General features: G+C 71.3%; 20 protein-coding genes and 1 pseudogene. 13 read left to right on the plus strand and 8 right to left on the minus strand.

Going from position 1 to position 23,714, the window contains the following annotated elements:
• Positions 1-4 precede the first annotated feature (4 nt).
• Together ACFYVR_RS10085 and ACFYVR_RS10090 are read right to left on the minus strand one after the other, a co-directional pair.
• Entirely contained in the window at positions 5-811 is an 807-nt protein-coding gene (locus tag ACFYVR_RS10085; RefSeq protein WP_387472304.1) for a carbon-nitrogen hydrolase family protein, read from the minus strand.
• Positions 812-852: 41 nt separating this feature from the next.
• Positions 853-2,148 carry a TrpB-like pyridoxal phosphate-dependent enzyme gene (locus ACFYVR_RS10090; protein WP_387472306.1) on the minus strand — a complete coding sequence of 432 codons (1,296 nt, stop codon included), beginning with the start codon at positions 2,146-2,148 and terminating at the stop codon, positions 853-855.
• A 136-nt stretch (positions 2,149-2,284) separates the two neighbouring features.
• Here ACFYVR_RS10090 and ACFYVR_RS10095 point away from each other — a divergent pair, with 136 nt between their 5' ends.
• Both ACFYVR_RS10095 and ACFYVR_RS10100 read left to right on the plus strand, forming a co-directional pair.
• The gene (locus ACFYVR_RS10095; protein ID WP_387472308.1) at positions 2,285-3,283 is read left to right on the plus strand and encodes an FUSC family protein; all 999 of its coding nucleotides are present in this window, start codon (positions 2,285-2,287) and stop codon (positions 3,281-3,283) included.
• The gene (locus ACFYVR_RS10100; RefSeq protein ID WP_387472310.1) at positions 3,280-5,064 is read left to right on the plus strand and encodes a DEAD/DEAH box helicase; all 1,785 of its coding nucleotides are present in this window, start codon (positions 3,280-3,282) and stop codon (positions 5,062-5,064) included. The genes ACFYVR_RS10095 and ACFYVR_RS10100 overlap by 4 nt, the downstream gene beginning before the upstream one ends.
• Here the strand turns inward: ACFYVR_RS10100 and ACFYVR_RS10105 are convergent.
• Positions 5,058-7,937: a BTAD domain-containing putative transcriptional regulator gene (locus tag ACFYVR_RS10105; RefSeq protein WP_387472313.1), complete on the minus strand. Its 2,880-nt coding sequence runs from the start codon at positions 7,935-7,937 to the stop codon at positions 5,058-5,060. The two genes, ACFYVR_RS10100 and ACFYVR_RS10105, sit on opposite strands and share 7 nt — an antisense overlap.
• 143 nt (positions 7,938-8,080) lie before the next feature.
• On the opposite strand from ACFYVR_RS10105, the gene ACFYVR_RS10110 reads away from it, so the two are divergent.
• The 4 genes from ACFYVR_RS10110 to ACFYVR_RS10125 all read left to right on the plus strand — a co-directional run bounded on the left by ACFYVR_RS10110 (position 8,081) and on the right by ACFYVR_RS10125 (position 12,524).
• Positions 8,081-8,236 carry a putative ATP-grasp target RiPP gene (locus tag ACFYVR_RS10110; RefSeq protein ID WP_387472315.1) on the plus strand — a complete coding sequence of 52 codons (156 nt, stop codon included), beginning with the start codon at positions 8,081-8,083 and terminating at the stop codon, positions 8,234-8,236.
• 81 nt (positions 8,237-8,317) lie between these two features.
• Positions 8,318-9,337 carry an MvdC/MvdD family ATP grasp protein gene (locus ACFYVR_RS10115; RefSeq protein ID WP_387472317.1) on the plus strand — a complete coding sequence of 340 codons (1,020 nt, stop codon included), beginning with the start codon at positions 8,318-8,320 and terminating at the stop codon, positions 9,335-9,337.
• A complete protein-coding gene (locus ACFYVR_RS10120; RefSeq protein WP_387472319.1) occupies positions 9,334-10,383 on the plus strand; it encodes a TIGR04500 family putative peptide maturation system protein in 1,050 nt (349 codons plus the stop codon). Before ACFYVR_RS10115 ends, ACFYVR_RS10120 begins: the two co-directional genes overlap by 4 nt.
• Positions 10,380-12,524, plus strand: coding sequence for a peptidase domain-containing ABC transporter (locus ACFYVR_RS10125; RefSeq protein ID WP_387472321.1), 2,145 nt, complete (start codon positions 10,380-10,382; stop codon positions 12,522-12,524). Before ACFYVR_RS10120 ends, ACFYVR_RS10125 begins: the two co-directional genes overlap by 4 nt.
• Before the next feature lie 7 nt (positions 12,525-12,531).
• Here ACFYVR_RS10125 and ACFYVR_RS10130 read toward each other — a convergent pair whose 3' ends face one another.
• Together ACFYVR_RS10130 and ACFYVR_RS10135 are read right to left on the minus strand one after the other, a co-directional pair.
• Entirely contained in the window at positions 12,532-13,044 is a 513-nt protein-coding gene (locus tag ACFYVR_RS10130; RefSeq protein ID WP_387472323.1) for a hypothetical protein, read from the minus strand.
• A gap of 47 nt (positions 13,045-13,091) precedes the next feature.
• Positions 13,092-13,862: a deoxyribonuclease IV gene (locus tag ACFYVR_RS10135; protein ID WP_387472325.1), complete on the minus strand. Its 771-nt coding sequence runs from the start codon at positions 13,860-13,862 to the stop codon at positions 13,092-13,094.
• A 170-nt stretch (positions 13,863-14,032) separates the two neighbouring features.
• On the opposite strand from ACFYVR_RS10135, the gene ACFYVR_RS10140 reads away from it, so the two are divergent.
• Together ACFYVR_RS10140 and ACFYVR_RS10145 are read left to right on the plus strand one after the other, a co-directional pair.
• Positions 14,033-14,809, plus strand: a complete 777-nt coding sequence (locus ACFYVR_RS10140; protein ID WP_387472327.1) for an ABC transporter ATP-binding protein — start codon at positions 14,033-14,035, stop codon at positions 14,807-14,809.
• Between the two features lie 27 nt (positions 14,810-14,836).
• Entirely contained in the window at positions 14,837-17,347 is a 2,511-nt protein-coding gene (locus ACFYVR_RS10145; protein ID WP_387472703.1) for an ABC transporter permease, read from the plus strand.
• Between the two features lie 236 nt (positions 17,348-17,583).
• Here ACFYVR_RS10145 and ACFYVR_RS10150 read toward each other — a convergent pair whose 3' ends face one another.
• On the minus strand, positions 17,584-18,162 hold the full coding sequence (locus tag ACFYVR_RS10150; RefSeq protein ID WP_387472329.1) for a histidine phosphatase family protein: 579 nt from the start codon (positions 18,160-18,162) through the stop codon (positions 17,584-17,586).
• 101 nt (positions 18,163-18,263) lie between these two features.
• Here ACFYVR_RS10150 and ACFYVR_RS10155 point away from each other — a divergent pair, with 101 nt between their 5' ends.
• On the plus strand, positions 18,264-18,527 hold the full coding sequence (locus ACFYVR_RS10155; RefSeq protein WP_387472331.1) for a helix-turn-helix transcriptional regulator: 264 nt from the start codon (positions 18,264-18,266) through the stop codon (positions 18,525-18,527).
• 17 nt (positions 18,528-18,544) lie between these two features.
• On the opposite strand, the gene ACFYVR_RS10160 is transcribed toward ACFYVR_RS10155, so the two are convergent.
• Positions 18,545-18,913, minus strand: a complete 369-nt coding sequence (locus ACFYVR_RS10160) for an excalibur calcium-binding domain-containing protein (RefSeq protein WP_387472333.1) — start codon at positions 18,911-18,913, stop codon at positions 18,545-18,547.
• A gap of 197 nt (positions 18,914-19,110) precedes the next feature.
• Between ACFYVR_RS10160 and ACFYVR_RS10165 the strand changes: the two genes are divergently transcribed.
• Complete coding sequence (locus tag ACFYVR_RS10165) at positions 19,111-20,277, plus strand: hypothetical protein (RefSeq protein WP_387472335.1); 1,167 nt, start codon at positions 19,111-19,113, stop codon at positions 20,275-20,277.
• A gap of 3 nt (positions 20,278-20,280) precedes the next feature.
• Here ACFYVR_RS10165 and ACFYVR_RS10170 read toward each other — a convergent pair whose 3' ends face one another.
• Positions 20,281-20,904, minus strand: a complete 624-nt coding sequence (locus ACFYVR_RS10170) for a TetR/AcrR family transcriptional regulator (protein WP_387472337.1) — start codon at positions 20,902-20,904, stop codon at positions 20,281-20,283.
• Positions 20,905-21,073: 169 nt separating this feature from the next.
• On the opposite strand from ACFYVR_RS10170, the gene ACFYVR_RS10175 reads away from it, so the two are divergent.
• The 3 genes and pseudogenes from ACFYVR_RS10175 to ACFYVR_RS10185 form a co-directional block, all read left to right on the plus strand.
• On the plus strand, positions 21,074-22,243 hold the full coding sequence (locus ACFYVR_RS10175) for an acyl-CoA dehydrogenase family protein (protein WP_387472339.1): 1,170 nt from the start codon (positions 21,074-21,076) through the stop codon (positions 22,241-22,243).
• Between the two features lie 9 nt (positions 22,244-22,252).
• Complete coding sequence (locus ACFYVR_RS10180) at positions 22,253-23,386, plus strand: acyl-CoA dehydrogenase family protein (protein WP_387472341.1); 1,134 nt, start codon at positions 22,253-22,255, stop codon at positions 23,384-23,386.
• A pseudogene (locus ACFYVR_RS10185) lies at positions 23,367-23,714 on the plus strand (GMC oxidoreductase); the annotation flags it as partial. The gene ACFYVR_RS10180 and the pseudogene ACFYVR_RS10185, both read left to right, overlap by 20 nt.

Raw genomic sequence — 23,714 nt, forward strand, 5'->3', positions numbered from 1 at the left:
CCCGTCACCGGGGCTGACGTTCGACGACCCCGAACCGGCGGAGCGTGAGTGCGGGGTTCTTCGCCCGGACCTCGGCGATGCGGGCGGGGCTCGCCTCGGCCCGCGCGGTGCCGACCTGCTCGCCGAGCGACGCCAGCACGACCCCCATCGGGTCGACGATCATCGAGTTGCCCGCGCCGGAGCGGGCCGACTGGTCGGCGGCCGCGACGTACACGGTGTTCTCGATCGCCCGCGCCCGGACCAGGGTCGTCCAGTGGTCCTCCTTGAGGGGGCCCGGAACCCACTGCGCGGGCAGGGCGAGGACGTCGGCGCCCGCGTCGACGATGCGTCGCGTCACCTCGGGGAAGCGCAGGTCGTAGCAGGTCTGCATGCCGAACGTCAGGCCGTCGACGGTGAACGTCTCGGGGTCCGTGATCGCGCCGGCGCGGAAGACGTCGGACTCCTTGTAGCCGAACGCGTCGTAGAGGTGGAGCTTGCGGTAGACCGCGGCGACGGTGCCGTCGGGCGCCGCGGCGACGAGGGTGTTCGAGACGTGGTCGTCGTCGGTCAGGGACTCGACGACGCCGGCGACCAGGTGGACGTCGAACTCGGCTGCGATCTCGAGCAGGCCGCAGACGAACGGCCCGTCCAGTGGCTCCGCGGCCTCGGCGAGGCGCTCGTCCAGGCGCGGCGCCGTGTACATCGCGTACTCGGGAGCGATCACCACCCTCGAACCCCGGGCGGCGGCTTCACCGACGAGGTTGCGGATCGTCAGGTGGTTTTCGGCCTTGTCCGTGCCGGCGGAGAACTGTGCGACTGCGATCTCGACCATGCGCCCATTGTGCGCATGGTCGAGATCGGTTCGCGGTGGGGTCAGGACATGTCGCCCACGGTGGAGACCAGGTTGCCCTGCAGGTACGAGTGGTATGCGGGCAGGTCGAGCATGCCGTGCCCGGACAGTCCGATGACCAGCACCTCGGGTTCGGTGAGCTGCTTGGCGTACTGTGCGCACGCCGCGATCGCGTGCGACGACTCCGGCGCGGGCACGATGCCCTCGGCGCGGGCGAACTGCACGCCGGCGGCGAACGAGTCGGTCTGGTCGACGGCCTGGCCGGTGACGTAACCGAGTTCGACGGTGTGGCTGAGCAGCGGCGCCATGCCGTGGTAGCGCAGCCCGCCCGCGTGGATCGGATCCGGGACGAAGTCCTGGCCGAGGGTGTGCATCTTCAGCAGCGGGGTCAGGCCGGCCACGTCGCCGTGGTCGTAGCGGTACTCACCCTTGGTGATCGACGGGCACGCGGCCGGCTCGACGGCCATGACGCGGGTCTTCGCGCGGCCGTGCAGCACCTCGCGGATGAACGGGAACGCCAGCCCGGCGAGGTTGGAACCGCCACCGGCGCACCCGAACACGACGTCGGCGTTCTCCTCGCCCGCGGCCCGCAGCTGCTCGACGGCCTCGAGACCGATGACCGTCTGGTGCAGCACGACGTGGTTCAGGACGCTGCCGAGCGCGTAGCGCGCGTTCGGGTCGGCCGCGGCGACCTCGACGGCCTCGGAGACCGCGATGCCGAGGCTGCCCGGGGTGTCGGGGTGCTCGTCGAGGATCTTGCGGCCCGACTCGGTCAGCGGCGACGGGCTCGGGTGGACGGTGCCGCCGTAGGTCTCCATGAGGAACCGGCGGTAGGGCTTGGAGTCGTAGGAGGCGCGCACCTGCCACACCTCGAGGTCGATCCCGAACTTCGCGCATGCGAACGACAGCGCCGAACCCCACTGCCCGGCGCCCGTCTCGGTGGTGATCCTGGTGACGCCGTCCTGCGCGTTGTAGTACGCCTGCGCGACCGCGGTGTTGGTCTTGTGGCTGCCGACCGGGCTGACGCCCTCGTACTTGACGTAGATGCGGGCGGGCGTGCCGAGCGCCCTCTCGAACTCACGGGCGCGGATCAGCGGCGCCGGACGCCACGTCTTGTAGACCTCGCGGATCGGTTCGGGGATCTCGATGTACTGCTCGGTGGACGCCTCCTGCGCGATCAGCCCGGACGCGAACAGCGACTCCAGGTCGGCGGGGGTGACCGGCTCCTTCGTCCCCGGGTGCAGGTGCGGCGGCGGCGGTACCGGCAGGTCCGCGGCGATGTTGTACCAGTGGGTCGGGATCGGCGTCGGCTCGGACACGGGCGCTCCTGGATCGAGGGTCGAGCATGGATACCTTCTGGATTGTGCACTGTGCGGACCGGTTGGCCGCGCACTAGGTTCCGATCAGAGATGTGAGGTCGCGGCCGACGATCGACCTGTCCCCGGGGGTGTGCGAGTGGCGAAACTGGTGGCGTGGAGTTGGGCTCCCGCGGCGATCACCGCCGTCGCGGCGGTCCCGGCCGCCGTGCTCACCGCGACGGACGTGCAGGCGGGCGCGGCCGCGACCCTCGGTGTTCTGCCGGCCGCCGCCGTCGGCATCCCGTCGCGGCGGCGTCACCGCGTCGTGCTGCTGGTGGCGGGTCCGCTGCTCGGCCTGTCGATGATGCTGGGCTCGCTGGTCTCCTCGACCCCGGTCCTGGCCCTCGTCACGATCTTCGCGTTGGCGGTGGGGTCGGTCCGGTTGGCCCGCGTCCCTCGCTGGGCACGACTCGGCACGCTGACGACAGCCCTCGTCCTGCCGATGGTCGGTATCGGACTGAGCTTCGACGGGATCGACACCACCCTTCGGCTCACGGGCCTGTTCACGGCCGGGTCGGCCGTGGTCTGGCTGCTGTCACTCCTCCTGCCGAGCACACCGGGAGCCGACCGGCCGCGACAGCCCGCTCCGCCGGCCGGCTACGGATACCTGCTCGGCGCCGTCGGTGTGGTCACGGCGGCCATCGGTTTCGCTCTCGACCTCGACCACGTCGGGTGGGCGTGCGCGGCGGCCCTGCTGGTGATGCGTCCCGACCCGCAGCTGCAGTGGTGGCGCACCACCGGACGCTTCGTCTCGGTCGTCGCCGGCGCCGCACTGGCCACCTCGCTGGTGTACCTCGACCCGCCCCAGCAGGTGTACTGCCTCGTCTTCCCGGTCGTCATCGGGCTGGCTGCGGGCATCCACGGCAGCCGGTTCTACCTGCTGCCACTGTTCACCACGTTCTTCGTGATCCTGCTGCTCGGCTACTCCGATCTCGCGGTCGCGCAGTCGCGTCTGCTCGAACGAGTGGGGGAGACCGCACTCGGGCTCGGCGCGGCGGCGGTGATCGGTGTGGCGGGTCCCGCGGTGTTCGCGCGGGCACGTCGGGACGCGAATCGGCGGGCGGGGGCACGAGACGTTAAACTCCAGGTGAAATGAGTGACACCGAGCAGTACCCCGAGCCGGAAACCGACAGCACCACATTTGCCGATCTCGGCATCGACGATCGGGTGCTGCGGGCACTGCACGACGTCGGATACGAGTCCCCGTCGCCGATTCAGGCGGCCACCATCCCGCCGCTGATGGCGGGCAGCGACGTCGTCGGTCTGGCGCAGACCGGCACCGGCAAGACCGCGGCGTTCGCGGTGCCGATCCTCTCCCGCATCGACACCGAGCAGAAGCGTCCGCAGGCGCTGGTGCTGGCGCCGACCCGTGAACTGGCGCTGCAGGTCGCCGAGGCGTTCGGCAAGTACTCTGCGCACATCCCCGGCCTCCAGGTGCTGCCGATCTACGGCGGCCAGGCGTACGGGGTGCAGCTGTCGGGCCTGCGGCGCGGCGCGCAGATCATCGTCGGCACCCCGGGCCGCGTCATCGACCATCTCGAGAAGGGCACCCTCGACCTCTCGCACCTGGACTACCTGGTGCTCGACGAGGCCGACGAGATGCTGAAGATGGGGTTCCAGGAGGACGTCGAGAAGATTCTCGCGGAGACCCCGGAGTACAAGCAGGTCGCGCTGTTCTCGGCGACGATGCCCCCGGCGATCCGCAAGATCTCCAAGCAGTACCTGCACGACCCGGTCGAGATCACGGTCAAGGGCAAGACCTCGACCGCCACGAACATCACCCAGCGCTGGGTGCAGGTCGCGCACCAGCGCAAGCTCGACGCGTTGACCCGGATCCTCGAGGTCGAGTCGTTCGAGGCGATGATCATCTTCGTCCGCACCAAGCAGGCCACCGAGGACCTCGCGGAACGCCTTCGCGCACGCGGCTTCTCGGCCGCCGCGATCAACGGCGACATCGTGCAGGCGCAGCGCGAGCGGACCATCGGCCAGCTCAAGTCCGGCGCCCTCGACATCCTCGTCGCCACCGACGTCGCCGCCCGCGGTCTCGACGTGGAGCGCATCTCGCACGTCGTGAACTACGACATCCCGCACGACACCGAGTCGTACGTGCACCGCATCGGCCGCACGGGCCGTGCCGGGCGTTCCGGTGATGCGCTGCTGTTCGTCGCGCCGCGGGAACGGCACCTGCTCAAGTCGATCGAGCGGGCGACGCGGCAGCCGCTGACGGAGATCCAGCTGCCGACCGTCGAGGACGTCAACGCGCAGCGCGTCGCGAAGTTCGGCGACTCGATCACCGAATCGCTGAACTCGGAGAACATCGCGCTGTTTCGCCGGTTGATCGAGGACTACGAACGCGAGCACGACGTGCCGCTCGCGGACATCGCCGCGGCGCTGGCCGTGCAGTCCCGCGACGGTGAGGCGTTCCTGATGGCACCCGAACCGCCGGCGCCGCCGCGCAAGGAACGCGAACCGCGGGAGCGGCCCCCGCGCCGCTTCGACGACGAGGGCCCGAAGGTCGGGCGCAACGGACAGGAGATGGCGACTTACCGGATCGCCGTCGGCAAGCGGCACCGCGTGGTTCCGGGTGCCATCGTCGGTGCGATCGCGAACGAGGGCGGGCTGCGTCGCAGCGATTTCGGGCACATCAGCATCCGGCCCGACCACAGCCTCGTCGAACTGCCCGCCGATCTGGCGAGCGAGACCCTCGAGGCGCTGCGCAGCACCCGTATCTCCGGTGTGCTGATCCAGCTCACCCCGGACCAGGGCCCGCCCGGGCAGCGCCCGCGCCGCGAGGGCGGACCGCGCGACGGCGGTGGCGACCAGCGCGGCCCGCGCCAGGGCAAGTTCGAACGCAAGCCCAAGCGCGACCGTTACTGAGTCAGGTCGCGGGTCGCGGTGGTGACCAGCTCGGACACCTGTGCCCGGGTCATCGCCGCGCCCGCGGCACGACCGGATTCGAGGACCGGGCCGGCGACGCCGGCCCGTAGTTCGGCGTCGTAGCGGGCGAGGTCGACGGGATCCATCGCGGCGGGACGGTAGCCGATGGCGGCTCCGCGGCTGTCGACGACACCCGTCAGCACCGCGGCGGTCTCGTGATCGCCGCGCCGGAACGCGGCGTACGCGAGGGTGGCGAGCGCGACCAGCCACGAGGTGACGTCCGCGCTGTCCTCGCAGACGCGGACCATCCGGGCGAGCTTCGCCTCCGCCGTTCCGCCCCGCCCGTCGCGGGCGAGGTCCACCTTGGCGCCGATCCACAGCGACGACGCCTCGCACCAGCTGTAGCCACACCCGTTCGCGACGGCGACCGACTCGTCGAGGTGCGCGCTGGCGTCGTCCAGGTCGCCGGCCCGAAAGTCGGCGGTACCCAGGCACATCAGGGCCTCGGCGGCAGTGAACGGGTGGCCGGAGCGGACACCGAAGTCGAGCGAGGCCCGGGCGTGCGCGCGGGCCTGCTCGATCAGCCCGGACCCGGCCTCGAAGAACGCCAGCGTGGTCTCCGCGTCGGCCCTGCTCACCGGCTCGGTGACCTGCACGGCGAGCTCGGTGAGCAGGCCGAATGCCGTGAACACACCGGGCAGGTCGCCGGCGAGGTAGTGGATGACGACGGCGCCGGCGACGGCGCGGGCGAGGACCGGAAGCCCGGCCGGGCTCACCCGACCGTCGTGCGGCGGCATCGCCGGTGCCAACCACCTGATCGCCTCGGCGACATGGCCGCCGCGGTACCAGTACCAGTACACGCCGCCGGCGATCCGCAGGTAGGTCTCGGCATCGTCGGCGTTGTGGTCCAGTGCGGCACGGACATTGGCGATGTCCAGCTCCATTCGGTGCATCCACCGGGAGCTGTCCGGGCCGCGCAGGCCGAGGAATGCCGCGTCGGCGAGGTCGCACACCCAGCGGGTGTGGGCGCGGCGCAGCTGCGCGGTCAGTTCCGGGTCCCGCACCCGCGCCGCGTAGTCGCGCATCGTCTCGAGCATCCGGTACCGGCGCGGATCGCCTCCGATCACCGAGACGAGCGACTTGTCCACCAGGGAAGCGAGATTCGCGAGCAGGTCGGCGTCGCCGACCACCTCGCGGGCCGCGTCGAACTCGAATCCGCCCTCGAACACGGCCAGGGACTGGAACAGACGCTGCTCGGGTTCGGTCAGTGTCTGATAGGACCACTCGACCGCCGCGAGCATCGTGGTGTGCCGGGCGGTGGTGCGCGGCCCGCCGCGCAGTAACGCGAAACGGTCGTCGACGTGCGCGATCAGTTGCCGCACCGACAGCGTCCGGCACTGGGCGGCGGCCAGTTCGATGGCGAGCGGCATGCCGTCCAGTTCGGCGCACAGCCTGGTCAGCAGGTCCCGTTCCTGGTCGTCGGGAGCGAAGCTGCCGAGCTGGGCGGCCGCCCGTTCGACGAACAGCTCGACGTCCTCGCCGCCGGACAGGGGTGGCACCTCGTAGACGAATTCACCTGCGGCGAAGAGGGCCTCGCGGCTCGTGGCGACGATCCGGATCGAGGGGCACCGGCTCAGGAGCGCGGTCACCACCCCGGCGACCGGCTCGACGACCTGTTCGCAGTTGTCGAGGACCAGCAGCGTCGTGCGCCCGCGCAGGACCTCCGTGACACCGTCGACGCCGCCGGAGACGGTGAGGCCGAGTGCGGTGCACAGGGCGTCCGTCACCTGGTCGGCGTCGCGGGCGCCGGCCAGCTCGACGAGCCAGGGACCGTCGGGGTCGGTGCGGCCCCGCGCCAGTTCGAGCGCGAGGCGGGTCTTGCCCATCCCGCCGGACCCGGTGAGCGTGACCAGCCGGTACGTCCGCAGCAGTTCGGTCAGGTCCTCGAGTTGACCCGCCCGACCCACCAATGAGGTCAGCGCGAGAGGAATGTTGTGCGCGAAGGGATCCGGTGCGCCCGTCCCCTCCCCGGTCGGGGCCTGGGACGCGGCCGCCGCGGGACGCACGGTGGACACCGACACCAGCGCGTCGTCGTGTTCGAGAATCGCGGTCTGCAGCGCGAGCAGGCTCGGCCGCGGGTCGGTGCCCAGTTCCTCGGCGAGCACGGTCCGCGCGCGGCGCAGTGCGTCCAGTGCCTCCCCGGGGCGGCCCGCGAGGTAGTGCGCGCGGGCGAGGAGCTCCCACGCGCGTTCCCGCAGCGGATGGCGTCGGGTGAACGAGTCGAGTTGTGCTGCGACGGAACCGAACTCACCCAGACCGAGCCCGGCTTCCATCCGGTCCTCGACGGCGTCGAGTCGCAGGGTGTCGAGTCGGCGGGCCTCGATCGCGACCGCGTCGGATTCCGTCACGTCCGCGTAGGCGTCGCCGAGCCAGTGGTCGAGGGCGCCGTCGAGTGCCGCGGCGGCGGCCTCGGCGTCCCCGGCGGCGAGCAGCGCCCGGCCGGTCGCGGTGAGGGAGACGAACTGCTGCCAGTCGGTGGCGTCGGGTTCGAGGGCGTAGCCGTTGCCCCGCCGGACGAGTATCCGCGAGCGGGCTCCCGGACGGTGCGGATCGAGGACCTTGCGCATCCGTGCGACGTAGCCCTGCAGCGTGAGCTTGGCGGTGCGCGGCGGCGCGTCACCCCACAGGTCGTCGATGAGGGCGTCGTCGGTGACGGTTTCCCCCGCCACGATCGCCAGCCGCGACAGCAGCGCCCGCGGCACCGGACCGCCGATCGAGACGTCGGTATCGCCGACGAGAACCCGCACAGGTCCGAGAACCTGCAGGTACACCGATGGCGGCGGCGTCGTCGTCGGCACGGTCGGTTCGGGCATCGCATCAGCATAGATTCCCGCTTGCCAGTGACTTACCAGCGTTCTGCAAGTCGGGTGCAGCGGGCTGCCAGTCGATTCCAACCGGTGCCCGGCACTGTTCTCGTGTCGGACGGACCGACGCACGGAAACGAAGGAGAGCAGACATGCGCAACACCACCATCACCGAGATCACCGCGGCCGGCGCCGAGCTGAACGAGGCGCAGCTGGCGTCCGTGTCGGGCGGCATGCGCGACAGCGGTCGCTCCAGCAAGGTGATCGACGTCGTCGACGGCTGGACCGGAACCGACGCCGACTTCTGATCCGGCACCCGTCGGGGGGTCACGGGGTGCCGCCGCACGGCGGCACCCCGGTGCCCACCGGCCAGAACCTCAGGAGCCACCATGCCGACACCCCACGTCCTGGTGCTGACCCAGCCCGGTGACACCCACGCCGCCGCGGTGACGCGGCACCTGGAGCGGACCGGGACCCGTGTCACCGTCTTCGATCCCGCCGAGTTCCCCTCGGCGGCAACGCTGTCCCTGCACCTGACGCCGACGGGTGCCGCCCGCCGGACCCTGGGCCGCGGCACCGACCGCGTCGACCTGGACACCGTGGACGCGGTGTGGTTCCGCCGACCGCAGGATCCGCGCGCGCACGCCGAGGTGACGGATCCGGCGGTGCGCGAGTACGTCGAGCAGGAGTGCGAGCTGTTCGCGGGCGCACTGTGGGACGACCTCGACGCCCTCGCCGTGCCCGGCACCCGAGCCGACATCCGGCTCGCCGGACGTAAGCAGACCCAGCTGCGGCTCGCCGGCCGGCTGGGCTTCGAGCTCCCACCGACGCTGGTCACCACCGACCCCGACGAGTTCCTCGACTTCTGGGACGGGCACGAGGGCCGGGTGATCACCAAGCCGTTGCAGCGGTCCTGGCTGGTCCGGGGCGACGAGAGCTACGCGCGGATGGCCGAGACGGCGACGACGGTCGACGTCGCAGCCGCCGACGCCCTGCGGCTGTGCCCGGTGATCGCGCAGGCCTACGTCGACAAGCGGGTCGAGTTGCGGGTCACGGTGGTCGGCGGTGCGGTGTTCGCCGCCGAGATCCACAGTCAGGACAGCAATCACACCCGTCTCGACTGGCGGTGCTACGACCAGTCCACCACCCGGTACGGAGTGCACTCCCTGCCCGTCGACGTCGAGCGCCGCTGCCTGCGGCTGGTCGCCGAACTCGGCCTGCGCTACGGCGCGATCGACCTGATCGTCACCCCCGACGGCCGCTACGTGTTCCTCGAGATCAACCCGTCCGGCCAGTGGCTGTGGATCGAGGACGCCACCGGCTTGCCCATCTCCGCGGCGCTGGCCGACCTGTTGCGGTCCGGCGCCGACCGGCACCTGCCGCGACCCGTGATCGGAGCCCAGCCATGACGCCACCGTCCCTGCTCACCGACGCCCTGAGCGTGCTGCGTGACCTCGACCCGAACTCGGCCGATCGCGCGCTGGACCCGTTGCGTGCCGCGCATCCGCGCAGCCGGCTGCGGTTGCTGCGGCACCGCGAATCCGTCGACGACTCCGTGCACTTCGGCATGCTGATCACCGAACCGGGCGTCGGCACCACCACGTTGTCGTGGACGCCGGCGTCCGCGGTGCCGTGGTCGCTGCGCGGCAGCCAGCGCACCGCGGAGTCGATGCTGCTGCGGGTCAACGGGGAACCGCTCGCCATCGAGGAGGCGATGGCGCACCTGGACGTGTTGTGGGAACGGACGGACCTGCTGGACCGGCTGATCACGGTGTGCCTGGTCAGGCAGGAACTCGCCGAGAACCCGGTGCTCCTCGATGCGGGCAGGCTGCAGGAGGCGATGGACGCATTCCGTCGCGCCCGCGGCCTGCTCACCCCGGAGGCGACCAGGGAGTGGATGCGGGAGCGGGCGCTGAGCCACGAGGCGCTCGAGGACCTGGTCGAGCGGGAAGCGGCCGTCGCGGAACTCAAGCAGCGGATCCTCGCCGAGCAGCGTCTCGATCCGTCCCTGCTCGACCGGGCGCGGGTCGTGCGCGTCCGGTTCACGGAGCGGACCTTCGCGGACTCCTTCGTCACCCTGGTCCGGACACGCCCCGGCTCCGACGCCGTCGGCGAGTTCGCCGCGGCGGCCGCCGGTGCGTTCGCGGTGTCGACGGCCGTCACCGGCACCGAGTTCGTCGAGGTCGCCGCCGACAGCGTCGGGCGCGCCCAGCCGGGCACGGTGCTCGGCCCGACCGCGGACCCGGACGGCTGGGTGGTGACGCAGGTGCTCGCGACCTTTCCCAGCACACCGGGACCCCGCGCGGACCGGCAGTTGGCGGACATCGCGTTCGACCGGTGGGTCGCGCAGCGCCGGCGGGACGCCAGGATCGAGTGGTTCTGGGGCGCGGCCGACAAGACCCCCACCGAGCCCACGGGAACCACCGTGAGCATCGACGGCGCGGTGCCGTCGTGACGGTCCGCGTCGTCACGCAGGACGGTCTGACGGATTGCGGTGCCGCGTGCCTGACGATGATCCTCGGCCATCACGGGCACCGGCGGTCCGTCGCCGAGGTGGCCGACGCGATGGGCGCGGGCCGAGACGGCGCCACCGCGCTCGCACTGGTCCAGACGGCCCGCGAGTACGGGCTGGGGGCCCGTGGGCTGGGTGTGCCCGCGGAGGGTGTGCGCGCCGGGGCGGTGCGGCTGCCCGCGGTGGCGCACTGGACCGGCAATCACTTCGTCGTCGTCGAACGGGTCTCCTCGCGGGCGGTGCACATCGTGGACCCGGCTCGCGGTCGCCGACGCCTCACCCACAGCGAGTTCGACGCCGACTACTCCGGGGTGGCCGTCGAATTCGATCGCGGCGCGGTGGCGCCCCGCAAGCGGACACGGCGCTCGCCGTGGCGCGCGGAGGCCGCGGTCGCGCTGCGCCCGCACCGGCGCGTGATCGCTCAGGTGGTCCTGGCGTCGATCGTGTTGCAGGCCGTCGGCATGGCGCTGCCGCTGACCTCCGGTGTGCTCGTCGACCGGGTCGTCCCGACGGCCGATCCGACGCTGTGGTGGACCGTGGCCGCCGTCATCGCGGTGGCCGTGGTCGCGCAGTTCGCGACCGGGCTGGCCCGCAGTGCGCTGCTGGTGCGGCTGCGCACGGGCGTCGACCGGGACCTGACCACGACGGTCGTCGAACGGCTGCTCCGGCTTCCGCTGTCGTACTTCACCCGGCGGGGGACGGCGGACGTGGTCGCGCGGGTCACCTCCGCGGGCGCGGTGCGCGAACTGGTCACGGGTCCGGTGCTCGCGGCGATCCTCGACGCGCCGATCGCCGTCGGCTATCTCGTGGTCCTGCTGTGGTGGTCGCCGACCGTCGGGGTCGGGGTCTGCCTGTTCGCGCTCGTACAGGTGGTGCTCCTCGCCGCGACCGCGCGCCGCGTCACCGAAGCGGGATATCGGGAACTGGCGACGGCCGCGGCCGCCGAGGGCAGGCTGATCGAGGCGGTCGGGGGCATCGAGTCGGTGAAGGCGTCGAGCGCCGAACCCGCGGTCGCGGCCCGGTGGTCCGCGCTGTTCGAGGAAGCGGTCGGTGCCGCCGCCGTCAGTGGCCGGCTGCAGGGCCGACTCGACGCCGCGCTGCAGACGCTGCGCGTCGCCGCGCCCGCAGTGCTGATCGCCGTCGGCGCCCTGCAGGTGATGGAGGGAACGCGTTCCCTCGGAAACCTGATCGCGCTCAACGGAATCGCGTTGGCCGCGCTCGCCCCGGTCGGATCGCTCGTCGGGACGCTGCAGCGACTCCAGGTCGCCGGTGCCCACCTGCGTCGCCTCGGCGACATCCTCACCGCCGCGCCCGAGCAGGACGGTGCCGCGGTCCGCCCGGCGCCGTCGCTGCGCGGCGCGATCACCGTGCGCGGGCTCGGGTTCCGGTACGACACCCGCGCGCCGTGGGTGCTGCGCGGCCTCGACCTCGACATCCCCGCCGGTGCCACCGTGGCCCTGGTCGGACGGTCCGGATCCGGCAAGAGCACCCTGTCGCGGCTCCTGCTCGGCCTCGTCCCACCGAGCGAGGGGAGCGTGCACTACGACGGCGTGGACGCCGCCACCGTGGAGGTGCGGTCGCTGCGCGCGCAGTTCGGGGTGGTGACCCAGGACTGCCCCCTCCACACCGGCAGCATCGCCGACAACATCGCACTGTGCCGCCCCGACGCGGATCCGGGTGACATCGCCGCCGCCGCGCGCGTCGCATGCCTCGACAGCGAGATCGACGCCATGCCGATGGGATACGGGACGATGCTCCGCGACGGCGGCGGACTGTCCGGCGGACAGCGGCAACGACTCGCGATCGCCCAGGCGGTGCTCCCCGGTCCGCGCATTCTGCTGCTCGACGAGGCGACGAGCGCCCTCGACGCGATGACCGAGGCGGCCGTGACCGCGAACCTCGCCGGGCTCGAACAGACCCGCATCGTGATCGCGCACCGCCTCAGCACGATTCGCGACGCGGACCTGATCGTGGTCCTCGACGGTGGACGGATCGTCGAGCAGGGCACGCACACGGACCTGCTCGACGCCGGTGGCGTGTACACCGATCTGGTTCGCGCGCAGGAGCCGGTGACGGCGCGGTGAGCCCGGGTCAGCGGGAACTGAGCCGGCGCTCGCCGTGCGCGTCCCGGACCGCGTCGACGAACGCGGACTTGTGGGCGTTGTAGCGGACGCGGAAGTCGTCGCAGTCGTGGACGCCGTCGATGGTGGAGTCGGTGACGAAGCGGAAGAAGTCGACGGCCGAGTCGACGACCGGGGCGGGCGCGAGTAGGCGCAGCTCGTTGACCATCGCGTCGAGGTCGACGATCGACCGCGCCAGGGCACGTAGTTTCGGATCGTCCGACTCGAGTGCCTGTTCGAGGTCGGCCTCGGCGAGGACGTCCCCGTCGACGTCGACGATGCTGTTGTGGGCGGTGTCGGTGGCTGCGAGGAACCGGACGTAGATGGCCCGGACCTGTGGGTCGGCCGGTGCCGTGACGGGCGTGGGTGCCGGGCGACCGCGGCGGACGGCGAAGACGCCGAGCAGGACGCCGACGATCATCGCGATCGGCACCGCCCACCAGGGTGCACCCTGGTCGGTGAGGGCATCGAGCAGCGAATCCACTTGCCGACTCGAACCACCGCCGGGGGCGAACCCCGGTAGCGACATGTTCACCCGACCGCGTCGCGCAGGTACGCGAGGTCCTCGGCGATGCCGTCGGCCGGGGTCTCGAGAATCACCGGGGCCTGCGCTGTGCGCACGACCTCGGCGAGCACCGCCGGATCGATGGTGCCGTCGGCGAGGTTCGCGTGCCGGTCGCGGGCCGAGTTGAACTCGTCGCGGGAGTTGTTCAGGTGCACGAGGTCGATGCGGCCGGTGATCGCCTTGACCCGCTCCACGACACCGACGAGGTCCTCGCCGCCGGCCCACGCGTGGCAGGTGTCGAGGCAGAAGCCCGCCCCGAAGTCGCCGACCTCGTCCCAGAGTCGGGCGATGTCGTCGAAGTGCCGGGCCATCGCCGCGTCCCCGCCCGCGGTGTTCTCGATCAGGATCGGCAGCGGGAAGCCGCCCTTCTCGGCTTCGCGTTCGAACAGCTTGCGCCAGTTGGTGAATCCCTCGGCCTGGTCCTCGCCGTCGCGGACGTGCCCGCCGTGCACGACGAGTCCGATCGCACCCAGGTCAGCGGCGGCCTTGGCCTGGTCGGTGACGGCCTTGCGGGACGGGATGCGGATCCGGTTGTTCAGCGACGCCACGTTGATCACGTACGACGAGTGCACGACGATGTCGATGGGGGACTGCAGGATCTGCTCGGCCTTCGGGTGCGGCGTCAGCTTGTTCCACTTCTGCGGATCCGTGAGGAACAGCTGCACGACGTCGGCGCCGAGTGCCTCACCGGCGCCGATCGGGTCGTCGTCCTGACGTACGTGGGCTCCGATGCGCATGGACCCGAGCCTACTGGGCGGCGGCGACACATCCGGTTCGGTTCCGGCCCGCCGGTGGGTGGGGGACAAGATCAGGGTGGTCCCTGATGGCGGCTGTCGGCCCCGCCGGTAAGGATGGACGGGTCGGACCGGTCGGTCCGGCTCCCACCGGACCCGCAGGAAAGGCCGTCATGAGCGCGCACGCCGCACCCGACCCGAGTCCCGAGGCAGTCGCAGCCCGGGCCGTCGACCTGACCAAGACGTACGGCTCCGGCGAGACCACCGTCACCGCCCTGGGCGGTGTCAGCGTGGACTTCGCCCGCGGCGAGTTCACCGCCATCATGGGGCCGTCCGGGTCGGGCAAGAGCACCCTCATGCACTGCCTCGCCGGACTGGACTCCGCGACGTCGGGGTCGGTGCTGATCGGGGACACCGACCTCACCGGGCTCTCGGACAAGCAGATGACGGCGCTGCGCCGCGACCGGATCGGTTTCGTGTTCCAGGCGTTCAACCTGGTGCCGACGCTGACCGCGCTGGAGAACATCACCCTGCCGCTCGACATCGCCGGCCGCCGCGTCAACCAGGTGTGGCTGGACTCCGTGCTCACCCGGCTCGGACTGACCGACCGCCTCGACCACCGCCCGAGCGAGCTGTCCGGCGGGCAGCAGCAGCGTGTCGCGTGTGCGCGGGCCCTCGCCGGGCAGCCCGAGATCATCTTCGGCGACGAGCCGACCGGCAACCTCGACTCGCACTCGTCGGGAGAGGTGCTGTCGATCCTGCGGGCGGCGGTCGACGAGTTCGGGCAGACGGTCGTCATCGTCACCCACGACCCCCGCGCGGCCGGCTACGCGGACCGCGTCGTGTTCCTCGCGGACGGCCAGATCGTCGACGAACTGCGTGAGCCGACCGCCGACACGGTGCTCGACCGCATGAAGGGTCTCGACGCTCGCGTGCAGGTTCGGGGCTGAGCCGTGGCGACCGTGGCAAAGAACCCGATGCGCAAGGTCTCCCTGCGCAATCTCGCCGCCCACAAGGTCCGGCTCGCCCTGACGGTGCTCGCGGTGGTGCTCGGCACCGCGTTCGTCACCGGGTCGTTCGTGTTCACCGACACCCTGCAGCGCACCTTCAACGGGTTGTTCGAGGACGCCGCGAAGGGCGTCGACGCCCGGGTCTCGCCCCCCGAGGAGGGGTCGATCGGTGTTCCGCTGAGCGACGCCGAGACCGTCCGCGCGCTTCCCGGGGTCCGGGCCGTGGTGCCCGCCGTCGAGGGGCAGATCGTCCTGCTCGGCGCCGACAAGACCCCGGTGCAGACCGGCGGCGCACCCAGCGTCGGCTCGTCCTTCATTCCGCCGGAGCAGGCGCTCGGCGAGCCGGAGACGTTCGTCGCGGGCGCCCCGCCGACCGCGTCGGGGCAGATCGCCCTCAACGAAGGGGGCGCGAAGCGGGCCGGCCTCACGGTCGGCGACACCACCCAGGTGCTCGTGCCCGCCCACGGCGTGCTCGACGTGACTGTGTCCGGGATCTACGACGTGTCCACGGACACGGGCGGTTTCGTCGGCGCGCTGTTCACCGCGGACCAGGCCACCGAACTGTTCACCGACGGCGAGCACGTGGACTACGTCGACGTGGCCGGTGACGGCAGCCTGACCCCGGACCAACTGCGCGACGAGATCGCCACCGCACTGCCCGACGCGAAGGTGCAGACCGGCGACGAGGTACGCGAGGACGTCAAGGCCGAGGTCACGTCCGCGCTGAAGTTCATGAACTACTTCCTGCTCGCGTTCGGCGCGATCGCCCTGCTGGTCGGCACGTTCATCATCTACAACACCTTCTCGATGATCGTCGCGCAGCGGCTCAAGGAACTGGCGTTGCTGCGCGCCGTCGGAGCCAGCCGTGGCCAGGTCGGGCGCTCGGTGGTCACCGAGGCGCTGGTGGTCGGTGTCCTCGGCAGTGTGATCGGCATCGCCGCCGGTGTCGCGCTCGCCTACGGCCTGCGGGCGATGCTCAACGCCTTCGACGTCGGATTGCCGTCCGGTTCACTGCAACTGGCTCCCCGCACCGTCGTCGTCGCGGTGGTCATCGGCGTGGCCGTCACCGTCGTCAGTGCCTACGCACCGGCACGGCGCGCGGCGAAGATCCCGCCGGTCGCCGCGATGCGCGAGGAACACGCCGCGACGGGTGACTCGCTGCGGGTGCGCACGCTCGTCGGTGCGGTGTTCGGTGTCATCGGAATCGTGTTGCTGGTGGCCGGATCCCAGGGCACCGGCGGCGGCGCGGCCGCGACCGTCGGGATCGGAGCCGCCGCGCTGATCCTCGCGGTGCTCCTCGCCGCGCCGGCACTGTCCCGGCCGGTGGTCGGCGCCCTGGGCGCGATCTTCGCGCGACCCTTCGGCGCAGTCGGAAAGCTCGCCCGCACCAATGCCGTTCGCAACCCTCGCCGCACCGCCGCGACGGCGTTCGCGCTGACGCTCGGACTGATGCTCGTCACCGTCATCGGAGTGTTCGGGTCGTCGGCGAAGGCGAGTGTCGACGACCTCGTCGACAGCGGAGTGACCGCCGACTACATCCTCACCGGGCCGCAACAGATCGGCGTCCCGGTCGGGGCGGCCGCTGCGGTCGCCGCGGTCCCCGGAGTCGAATCGGCGGTGGCGCTGCATCCGCTGCCCGTCACCATCGACGGCGAGGACGAGTACGGCACCGCCATCGGTGGGCAGCTCGACGGCGTCATCGACTACGAACTTCGCGAGGGCAGCGCAGCGCTCGACGGCGCGGTCGTGGTCGTGTCGGAGTCGTTCGCGGCGGAGAAGGGCTGGAGCATCGGTTCACCGGTCACCATGACCAACCGGGACGGCACGGCGGTCACCGCGCAGGTCACCGGCATCCTCGCCGACAACCAGCTGCTCGGTCAGTGGTTCACCTCGGAGAGCGTGTACGAGGAACTCGTTCCCGCGATACTGCGCGCCGACCTGGCGGTTCTCGTCCAGGCCGCCCCAGGCACCGACGTCGCCGCGCTGCGCGGCGACCTCGAGGACGCCACCGACCAGTTCCTGGTGGTGCAGGTCAAGGACCGTGACGAGTTCAAGGGCGAGCAGGGGCAGCAGATCAACACGCTGCTGGCGGTCCTGTACGGCCTGCTCGCGCTGGCAGTGGTGATCGCGATCCTCGGCATCGTCAACACCCTCGCCCTGTCGGTGGTCGAGCGGCGCCGCGAGATCGGCATGCTCCGCGCCGTCGGCATGCAGCGGCCGCAGGTGCGTCGCACCATCTACCTCGAGTCCGTGCTCATCGCGGTGTTCGGTGCCGCCGTCGGTGTCCTGCTCGGCCTCGCGTTCGGCTGGGGCTTCGTCCGCACCCTCGCCGACGAGGGTCTCGGCACCATCGCCGTGCCGTGGGGGCAGGTCGTCGCGATGCTCGTCGGATCCGGCTTCGTCGGCGTCCTCGCCGCACTCTGGCCCGGCATCCGCGCGGCCCGCACCAAGCCGCTGGAGGCGATCGCGGGGGTGTAGAAGATCGTCGAACCCGACTGTGCCGGCGAGTGACTCACTCGCCGGCACGGTCGTGTCCGGGGCCCGATACCGCGGCGGTTGGGCTGGCGCCTCCCTGCGCGAAACCCCTGTGCGCACGGTGTTTCACGTGCGCACAGGAGTAGTGGACGCGCAGCCGGGGTGTGCACGGTCGATTGCCCGTGTGCACGCCCTACTCCGTATGGCGCGGTGGAGACCGCTCCGTTCGACAGGGCGATTCAGGGCTCGACCGGTGCTCGCCGCGCGACGCCGACGCCGTTCACGGTCCGGACCGACCACCGGTCCCCGTCGTGGTGCAGAGTCACGATGCCCGCGTTGGGAATTCGCGGCGCCCACAGGCCGCTGACCGCGCCGATCACCGCCCGGATCAGGCCCCCGTGACTGACCGCGACGATCGCGGAGCGGGGATGACCGGAGGCGAGGTCGTCGAGCGCGGCCAGGCCGCGGCGCGTGAGGGCCGAATGCGGTTCGAGACCCGGGTAGCGGCCGTCCGGCCACAGGTCCCACCGCTCCTCGTCGGTGGAGCCCTCGGCTGCGCCGAAATGCCGCTCCGACAGCCCGGGGTGCGTCACCGACCGCTGCAACCCGAGATGGGTGCCGATGATGTCCGCGGTCTCGCCCGCCCGGGACAGGGGAGAGCTCACCAGCACGTCCCAGCTATGCGTCGCCAGGCTGGCACCGGCATTCGCGGCCTGGGTGCGGCCGACCGCGTTGAGCGGAACGTCCGAGGAACCCTGCAGACGCCGCTCTGCGTTCCAGTCGGTCTCGCCGTGCCGGACCAGTGCCAGAAAAGTCATGATCGCCGCAGGCTAGCACCCTGGACAGCGTCGACAGACCGGCGCACACTTCGGGCAACCGTGTGAGGAGATGGTCAGCGGTGTCCGTACCCGGGCCCCCGATGCCCGACTCGCGATCCCGGCCTCGTCGCAGCGGGCGTCCGTCGGCGGGCCGCATCGCGGACGGGTTCACGGCGCGGCGCCTGCAGCTGGGCCTCACCCAAACCAGACTCGCGGAACTCGCGGGGGTGTCGCGGTCGAGCGTGCAGGCGATCGAGGCCGGCCGGGCGACCGTGCAACTCGACGTGCTCACGGCCGTCGCCGACGTGCTCGGGTGCGACATGGTGCTCGTCGCGCGGGCCGGGCGGCGGCTCCCGTCGCCGTGACGCCCGGCCCGAAACGATCACTCGCAGGCGATGCCGTCGTTGTCGCGGTCGAGGTGGGCGGCGTACCCGGCCTCGCCGCGGTACAGCGGCGTCACGCCGGCATTGCGGGCCTCGGTGCAGTTCTCGTAGTACACCTGGCTCGGTGCGGGTTGCGGCGCAGCGGGAGGCGCAGCCGCGACCTCCGGCGCAGGTGCGACCTGCAGCGCCGGCGGGGCGGGCAGCGGCGGTAGCAGTGGGTTCACCGCATCCGCCGACGCGGACGGGACGAGGGCGACGATCTCGGGAGGCAGAATATCGGCGATGGTCGATGCCGATGCGGCCGAGGTGCCGGACACGACGATGGCGGCCGACCCGGCGATGCCGATCAACAGGCGGCGGAGGTACATGGAGACTCCTGGAGCGCTGGTTGACTGTGAGTCGCTGAGACAATACCGACCGGATTGTTCGTTCGCTCGGGAATGAGGTGTCGGGGCGGGACGTCGACCTGCATGTCTCGGGTTCACGCGACGCGAGCGGGCGGCGGCGCGCACACCGAAGTTCTGGGACAGTGGAGTCCTGACGTGGTACGACCCGGGGAGGACCGATGGACGCCATGCACCCTGCGGCGCAGCGACGGGCGCACGTCACCGCGCAGGTGCGGCGGTGGTGCGAGGAGGCCCGGGTCGACGGTGCCCACCGCGAGTTGTCCGCGGACGCCGCGGTCCTGATCGCGGCCGGCCACCTCGACGAGCCGACCAGGCAGGTGCTCGCGAACCGGCGCCACATCGGTCGCCCGCTGCCCGACATCGGCGGGTTCGGTGCGCTGCGTGCTCTCGCCGACGACTACGTCCGGCTCGACCACAAGGCCCGGGCGATGCGTCCTGGAGCGCTCCAGGTGTTGGCGTCCTACCGGGCCGGGGAGGTGGAGCGCCGACTGCTCACGGCACGCGCGAGGTTCACCCATTCGCCTGCGCACTATGCGAACGGCGTGCGGACCATCCGGCGCGATCGCCGCGACGGTGTGCATCTCGAACCGGCGCAGCGGGACGCGCTGTTCGACGCCCTGGCGCGGACCCCCGCCCCGCTGGGCGAGCACCGTACCGACCAGGCGACCGCGGCGGCGGTGAACGTCGCCGCGGAGCGGCTGGCCGGCCTGACCGAGCGGACGCGGTGGGCAGCAGCCGGACGACGCGCCGCGGACGCACTCGGAGCGACCGTCGGGCAGCCGGGGGATCGGTTCGCGGATCGGTTCGACGCCCTGCTGTACCTCGCGGGGACGCTGTACGACCGGATCGACGGCTCCGCGGCCTGGCACAGCGACCACTTCGCGGTCCAGCGTGCGCAACTCGACCTCGCCGACGAGCTGACGCAGATCGCGGTCGACACCCTCGCGTTGCGGGGCATCGGCGGCGAACTCGCGACGGCGATGCAGGCGGCGCACGGAGAGGCCGCTCGGGAGCAGATCCGGTCCCGGCAACGCGCGCTCGAACCGGTGTGGGACCAGCTCGTCGAACGAGTAGCGGCGCTCGCCCGGATCGGTGACCTCCTCGGCGAGGCCGAGGGTCGGCTGCGGTCGATCGCGGCGGTGCAGCGCACCATGAGCCTGGACTCGCGGATCGACGAACTCGTCGCGCGGGCGGGCAACCGCGAGATGTCCACCGCGAACACCCACAACGTCGGCGACCAGATCGGCGGCGTCGACGAGCTCATCCTGGGCTGTCAGGCGTTGCTGCACGGCGACATCCTGGCGTTGCAGACCCGGTCGCGCTGACGGTCAGGTGCCGGCGCCCACCAGCCGCAGCGCCAGCTCCGCGTAGAGGTCGGCGACGGCGTCCGGGTCGGTGAACCCGCCGCCGGGGAACCAGCGGCACACGTCGACGCACAGCGAGTTGATCGCCAGGTTCACGCCCGCGACGTCGGGCACGACGAACGAGCCGTCCTTCGCCCCGGCGCGGATGATGCGCTCGATGACGCGGCTGATCTCGCGTCGCAGCGTGAGGATTTCGCGGTAGTGGTCCGGCGACAGGGCCGTCAGTTCGTACTGCACGACGCGTCCGCGGGCGTGGTGCGTGGCCTGCCAGCTGGTGAATGCGCGCACCACCGAGGCGAGTCTGACCGCCGGGGTCTCGTCGATCGGGTCGGCGGCGGTGAGGAGTTCCACGCACAGCAGGTGGCCCTCGTAGCTGATCGCGTAGAGCAGCTCCTCCTTGGACTTGTAGTGCGGGTACATCGCCGCGGGGGAGAGTCCGAGCCGCGCCGCGATGTCGCGGGTGGTCGTGCCGCCGTAGCCGTTCTCCGCGAACGCCTCGGCGGCCGCCACGCGAATCCGCGCGGCTGCCTTCGACTCGCTGACCACGGTGTTGGGCCTGGTGAGGCGTACCGCGTCGGTCTCGCTCATTCCTCACCTTCCTGTCGCCTGTCGGCCTTGACAACGGCCGGTCACAGGGTGAGTATAAGCATGCGCTTAGATATGAGCGAGCGCTTAGTTCGCGCTCACCGGCAGGCGGAAGGCGGCCGCGCACCGTTCCCCGACGATGCGGGCCTCGATCTGACACAGAAAGCACGCCATGAATCTGAAACTGACCGAGGCGGAACTCGAGTTCCGCGACGAACTGCGGACGTTCTTCACCACGCAGATCCCCGCGGAGATCCGTGAACGCGCCGCCGGCGGCGAACTGTCCCGGGACGACTTCGTCACCACGCAGAGGATCCTCAACGCCAACGGTCTCGCCGTGCCGCACTGGCCGGCCGAGTGGGGCGGCCGGAACTGGACGCCGGTGCAGCGCCACATCTACCTCGACGAGATGCAGCTCGCGGGTGTCCCGGATCCGCTGGCCTTCAACGCCGACATGGTCGGCCCCGTGATCGCGGCGTTCGGCTCGCAGGAGCAGAAGGAGAAGTTCCTTCCCGGTACCGCGAACCTCGACATCTGGTGGTGCCAGGGCTTTTCCGAGCCCGAGGCCGGCTCCGACCTCGCCTCCCTCAAGACCCGCGCGGTGCGCGACGGCGACAGCTACATCGTCAACGGCCAGAAGACCTGGACCACCCTCGGTCAGCACGCCGACTGGATCTTCTGCCTGGTCCGCACCGACCCCAACGCGCCGAAGCGGCAGCAGGGCATCTCGTTCCTGCTGATCGACATGAAGACCCCGGGCATCACCGTCCGGCCGATCAAACTGATCGACGGCGGCCACGAGGTCAACGAGGTGTGGTTCGAGGACGTGCGCGTCCCCGCCGAGAACCTCGTCGGCGAGGAGAACGCCGGCTGGTCCTACGCGAAGTTCCTGCTCGGCAACGAGCGCACCGGCGTCACCCGCACCGGTGCCAGCAAGGCCCGACTGGCCAAGGCCAAGAAGTACGCCGCCGAGACGAAGGTCGGTGACGGCTCCCTCCTCGACGACCCGCTGTTCGCGGCGCGTTTCGCCGAACTGGAGAACGAACTCGTCGCGCTCGAGCTGACCCAGCTCCGCGTCGTCGCCAGCTCCGCGGACGGCAAGCCGAACCCGGCCTCGTCGCTGCTGAAGCTGCGCGGCTCCGAGCTGCAGCAGGCCACCACCGAGCTCCTGATGGACGTCGCCGGCCCCGATTCGCTGCCGTTCGACGGCACCGACATCGCGTCACCCGACTGGGCGCAGCGCAGTGCCCCGGTCTTCCTGAACTACCGCAAGGTCTCGATCTACAGCGGATCGAGCGAGGTTCAGCGCAACATCATCTCCTCCTCGATTCTCGGATTGTGAGCAGCTGCCATGGATTTCGAACTCAATGACGAACAGGTCATGTTGCGGGACACCACCCGCGAGCTGCTCGGCCGCAGCTACGACGCCGAGAAGCGCAACGCCGTCACCGCCGAGGGCAAGGGCTGGAGCGACGACGTGTGGGGCAAGCTCGCCGAGATCGGTCTGCTCGGCCTCCCGTTCGCCGAGGAGGACGGCGGCATGGGCGCCGGACCGGTCGAGACGATGGCCGTGATGACCGAGATCGGCCGGGCGCTCGCGCCGGAGCCGTTCCTCGACGGTGTCCTCACCCCGGGCGGACTGGTGTCCGAGGTGGGCTCCGCCGATCAGCGCGGCAAGATCCTCCCCGGTGTCGCGGAGGGCACCACGCTCCTCGCCTTCGCGCATTCCGAGCCCGGCAGCCGCTGGCCGCACGAGGTCGTCGCGACCTCCGCTGTCCGGTCCGGTGACGGCTGGACCCTGACCGGCACCAAGAACCCGGTGCCGCACGGTGACTGCGCCGACACGCTCGTCGTCAGTGCCGTGCTGCCCGACGGCGGCATCGGCCTGTTCCTCGTCGCCGCCGACGCCGCCGGCGTGACCCGCAAGCCCTACGCCACCCACGACGACCTGCGTGCCGCGCAGATCGAGTTCGTCGGCGCCACCGCCGAACAGCTCGGCGACGGCGGCGACGCCTCCGCCGCGATCACGGCCGCGCAGGTGCGCACCCAGGCGGCGCTGTGCGCCGAGGCCGTCGGAGCGATGCAGGAAACGCTGCGCCTGACCACCGAATACCTCAAGCAGCGCAAGCAGTTCGGAGTTCCGCTGGCCAGGTTCCAGGCGCTGACCCAGCGCGCCGCGGACATGTACGTCGAGCTCGAGCTGGCGAGCAGCATGAGCCTGTACGCCACGATGAACCTCGCCGACGGCATCGTGGACCCGATCGTCGCCTCGCGGGCCAAGCTGCAGGTCAGCCGCGCCGCCCGGCACATCGGCCTCGAGGCGATCCAGATGCACGGTGGCATCGGCATGACCGCGGAATACCCTGTGGGGCATTATGTCTCGCGCCTCACTGCCATCGGGCACACCCTCGGCAGTGCCGACGACCACCTCCGCGTGCTCGCCGGAGCGGTCGCCGACCACGACATGGTCGAGCTCGCCAAGTAGGCGCCCGCCCAGCGGATCCCCTCACGCCGCGGCCCCGTCGACACTCGGTCGGCGGGGTCGCGGTTCGTGTTCGGCAGCGGGGGATGACGACGCGATGCGGTCCGACACCAACGCCGTCGTGCCGTCCACCTGGCACGCGCTCGGCGGTGCGAGCAGGGGCACCGTCTGCGACCTCGACGGCCGGGTCCACGGCCAGCGTGGACTCCACGTCCTCGACGGCGCGCTGATCCCCGGGGCCGCGGCGTGCAACCCGTCCACGACCATCGCGGCCGTGGCCGAACGGGCGCTGGACAACCCGGTCGCACACGACGTCGGGACCGTCACCTGA

It is taken from the genome of Rhodococcus sp. NPDC003318 (genome assembly GCF_042879035.1).
Lineage (GTDB): Bacteria > Actinomycetota > Actinomycetes > Mycobacteriales > Mycobacteriaceae > Rhodococcus_G.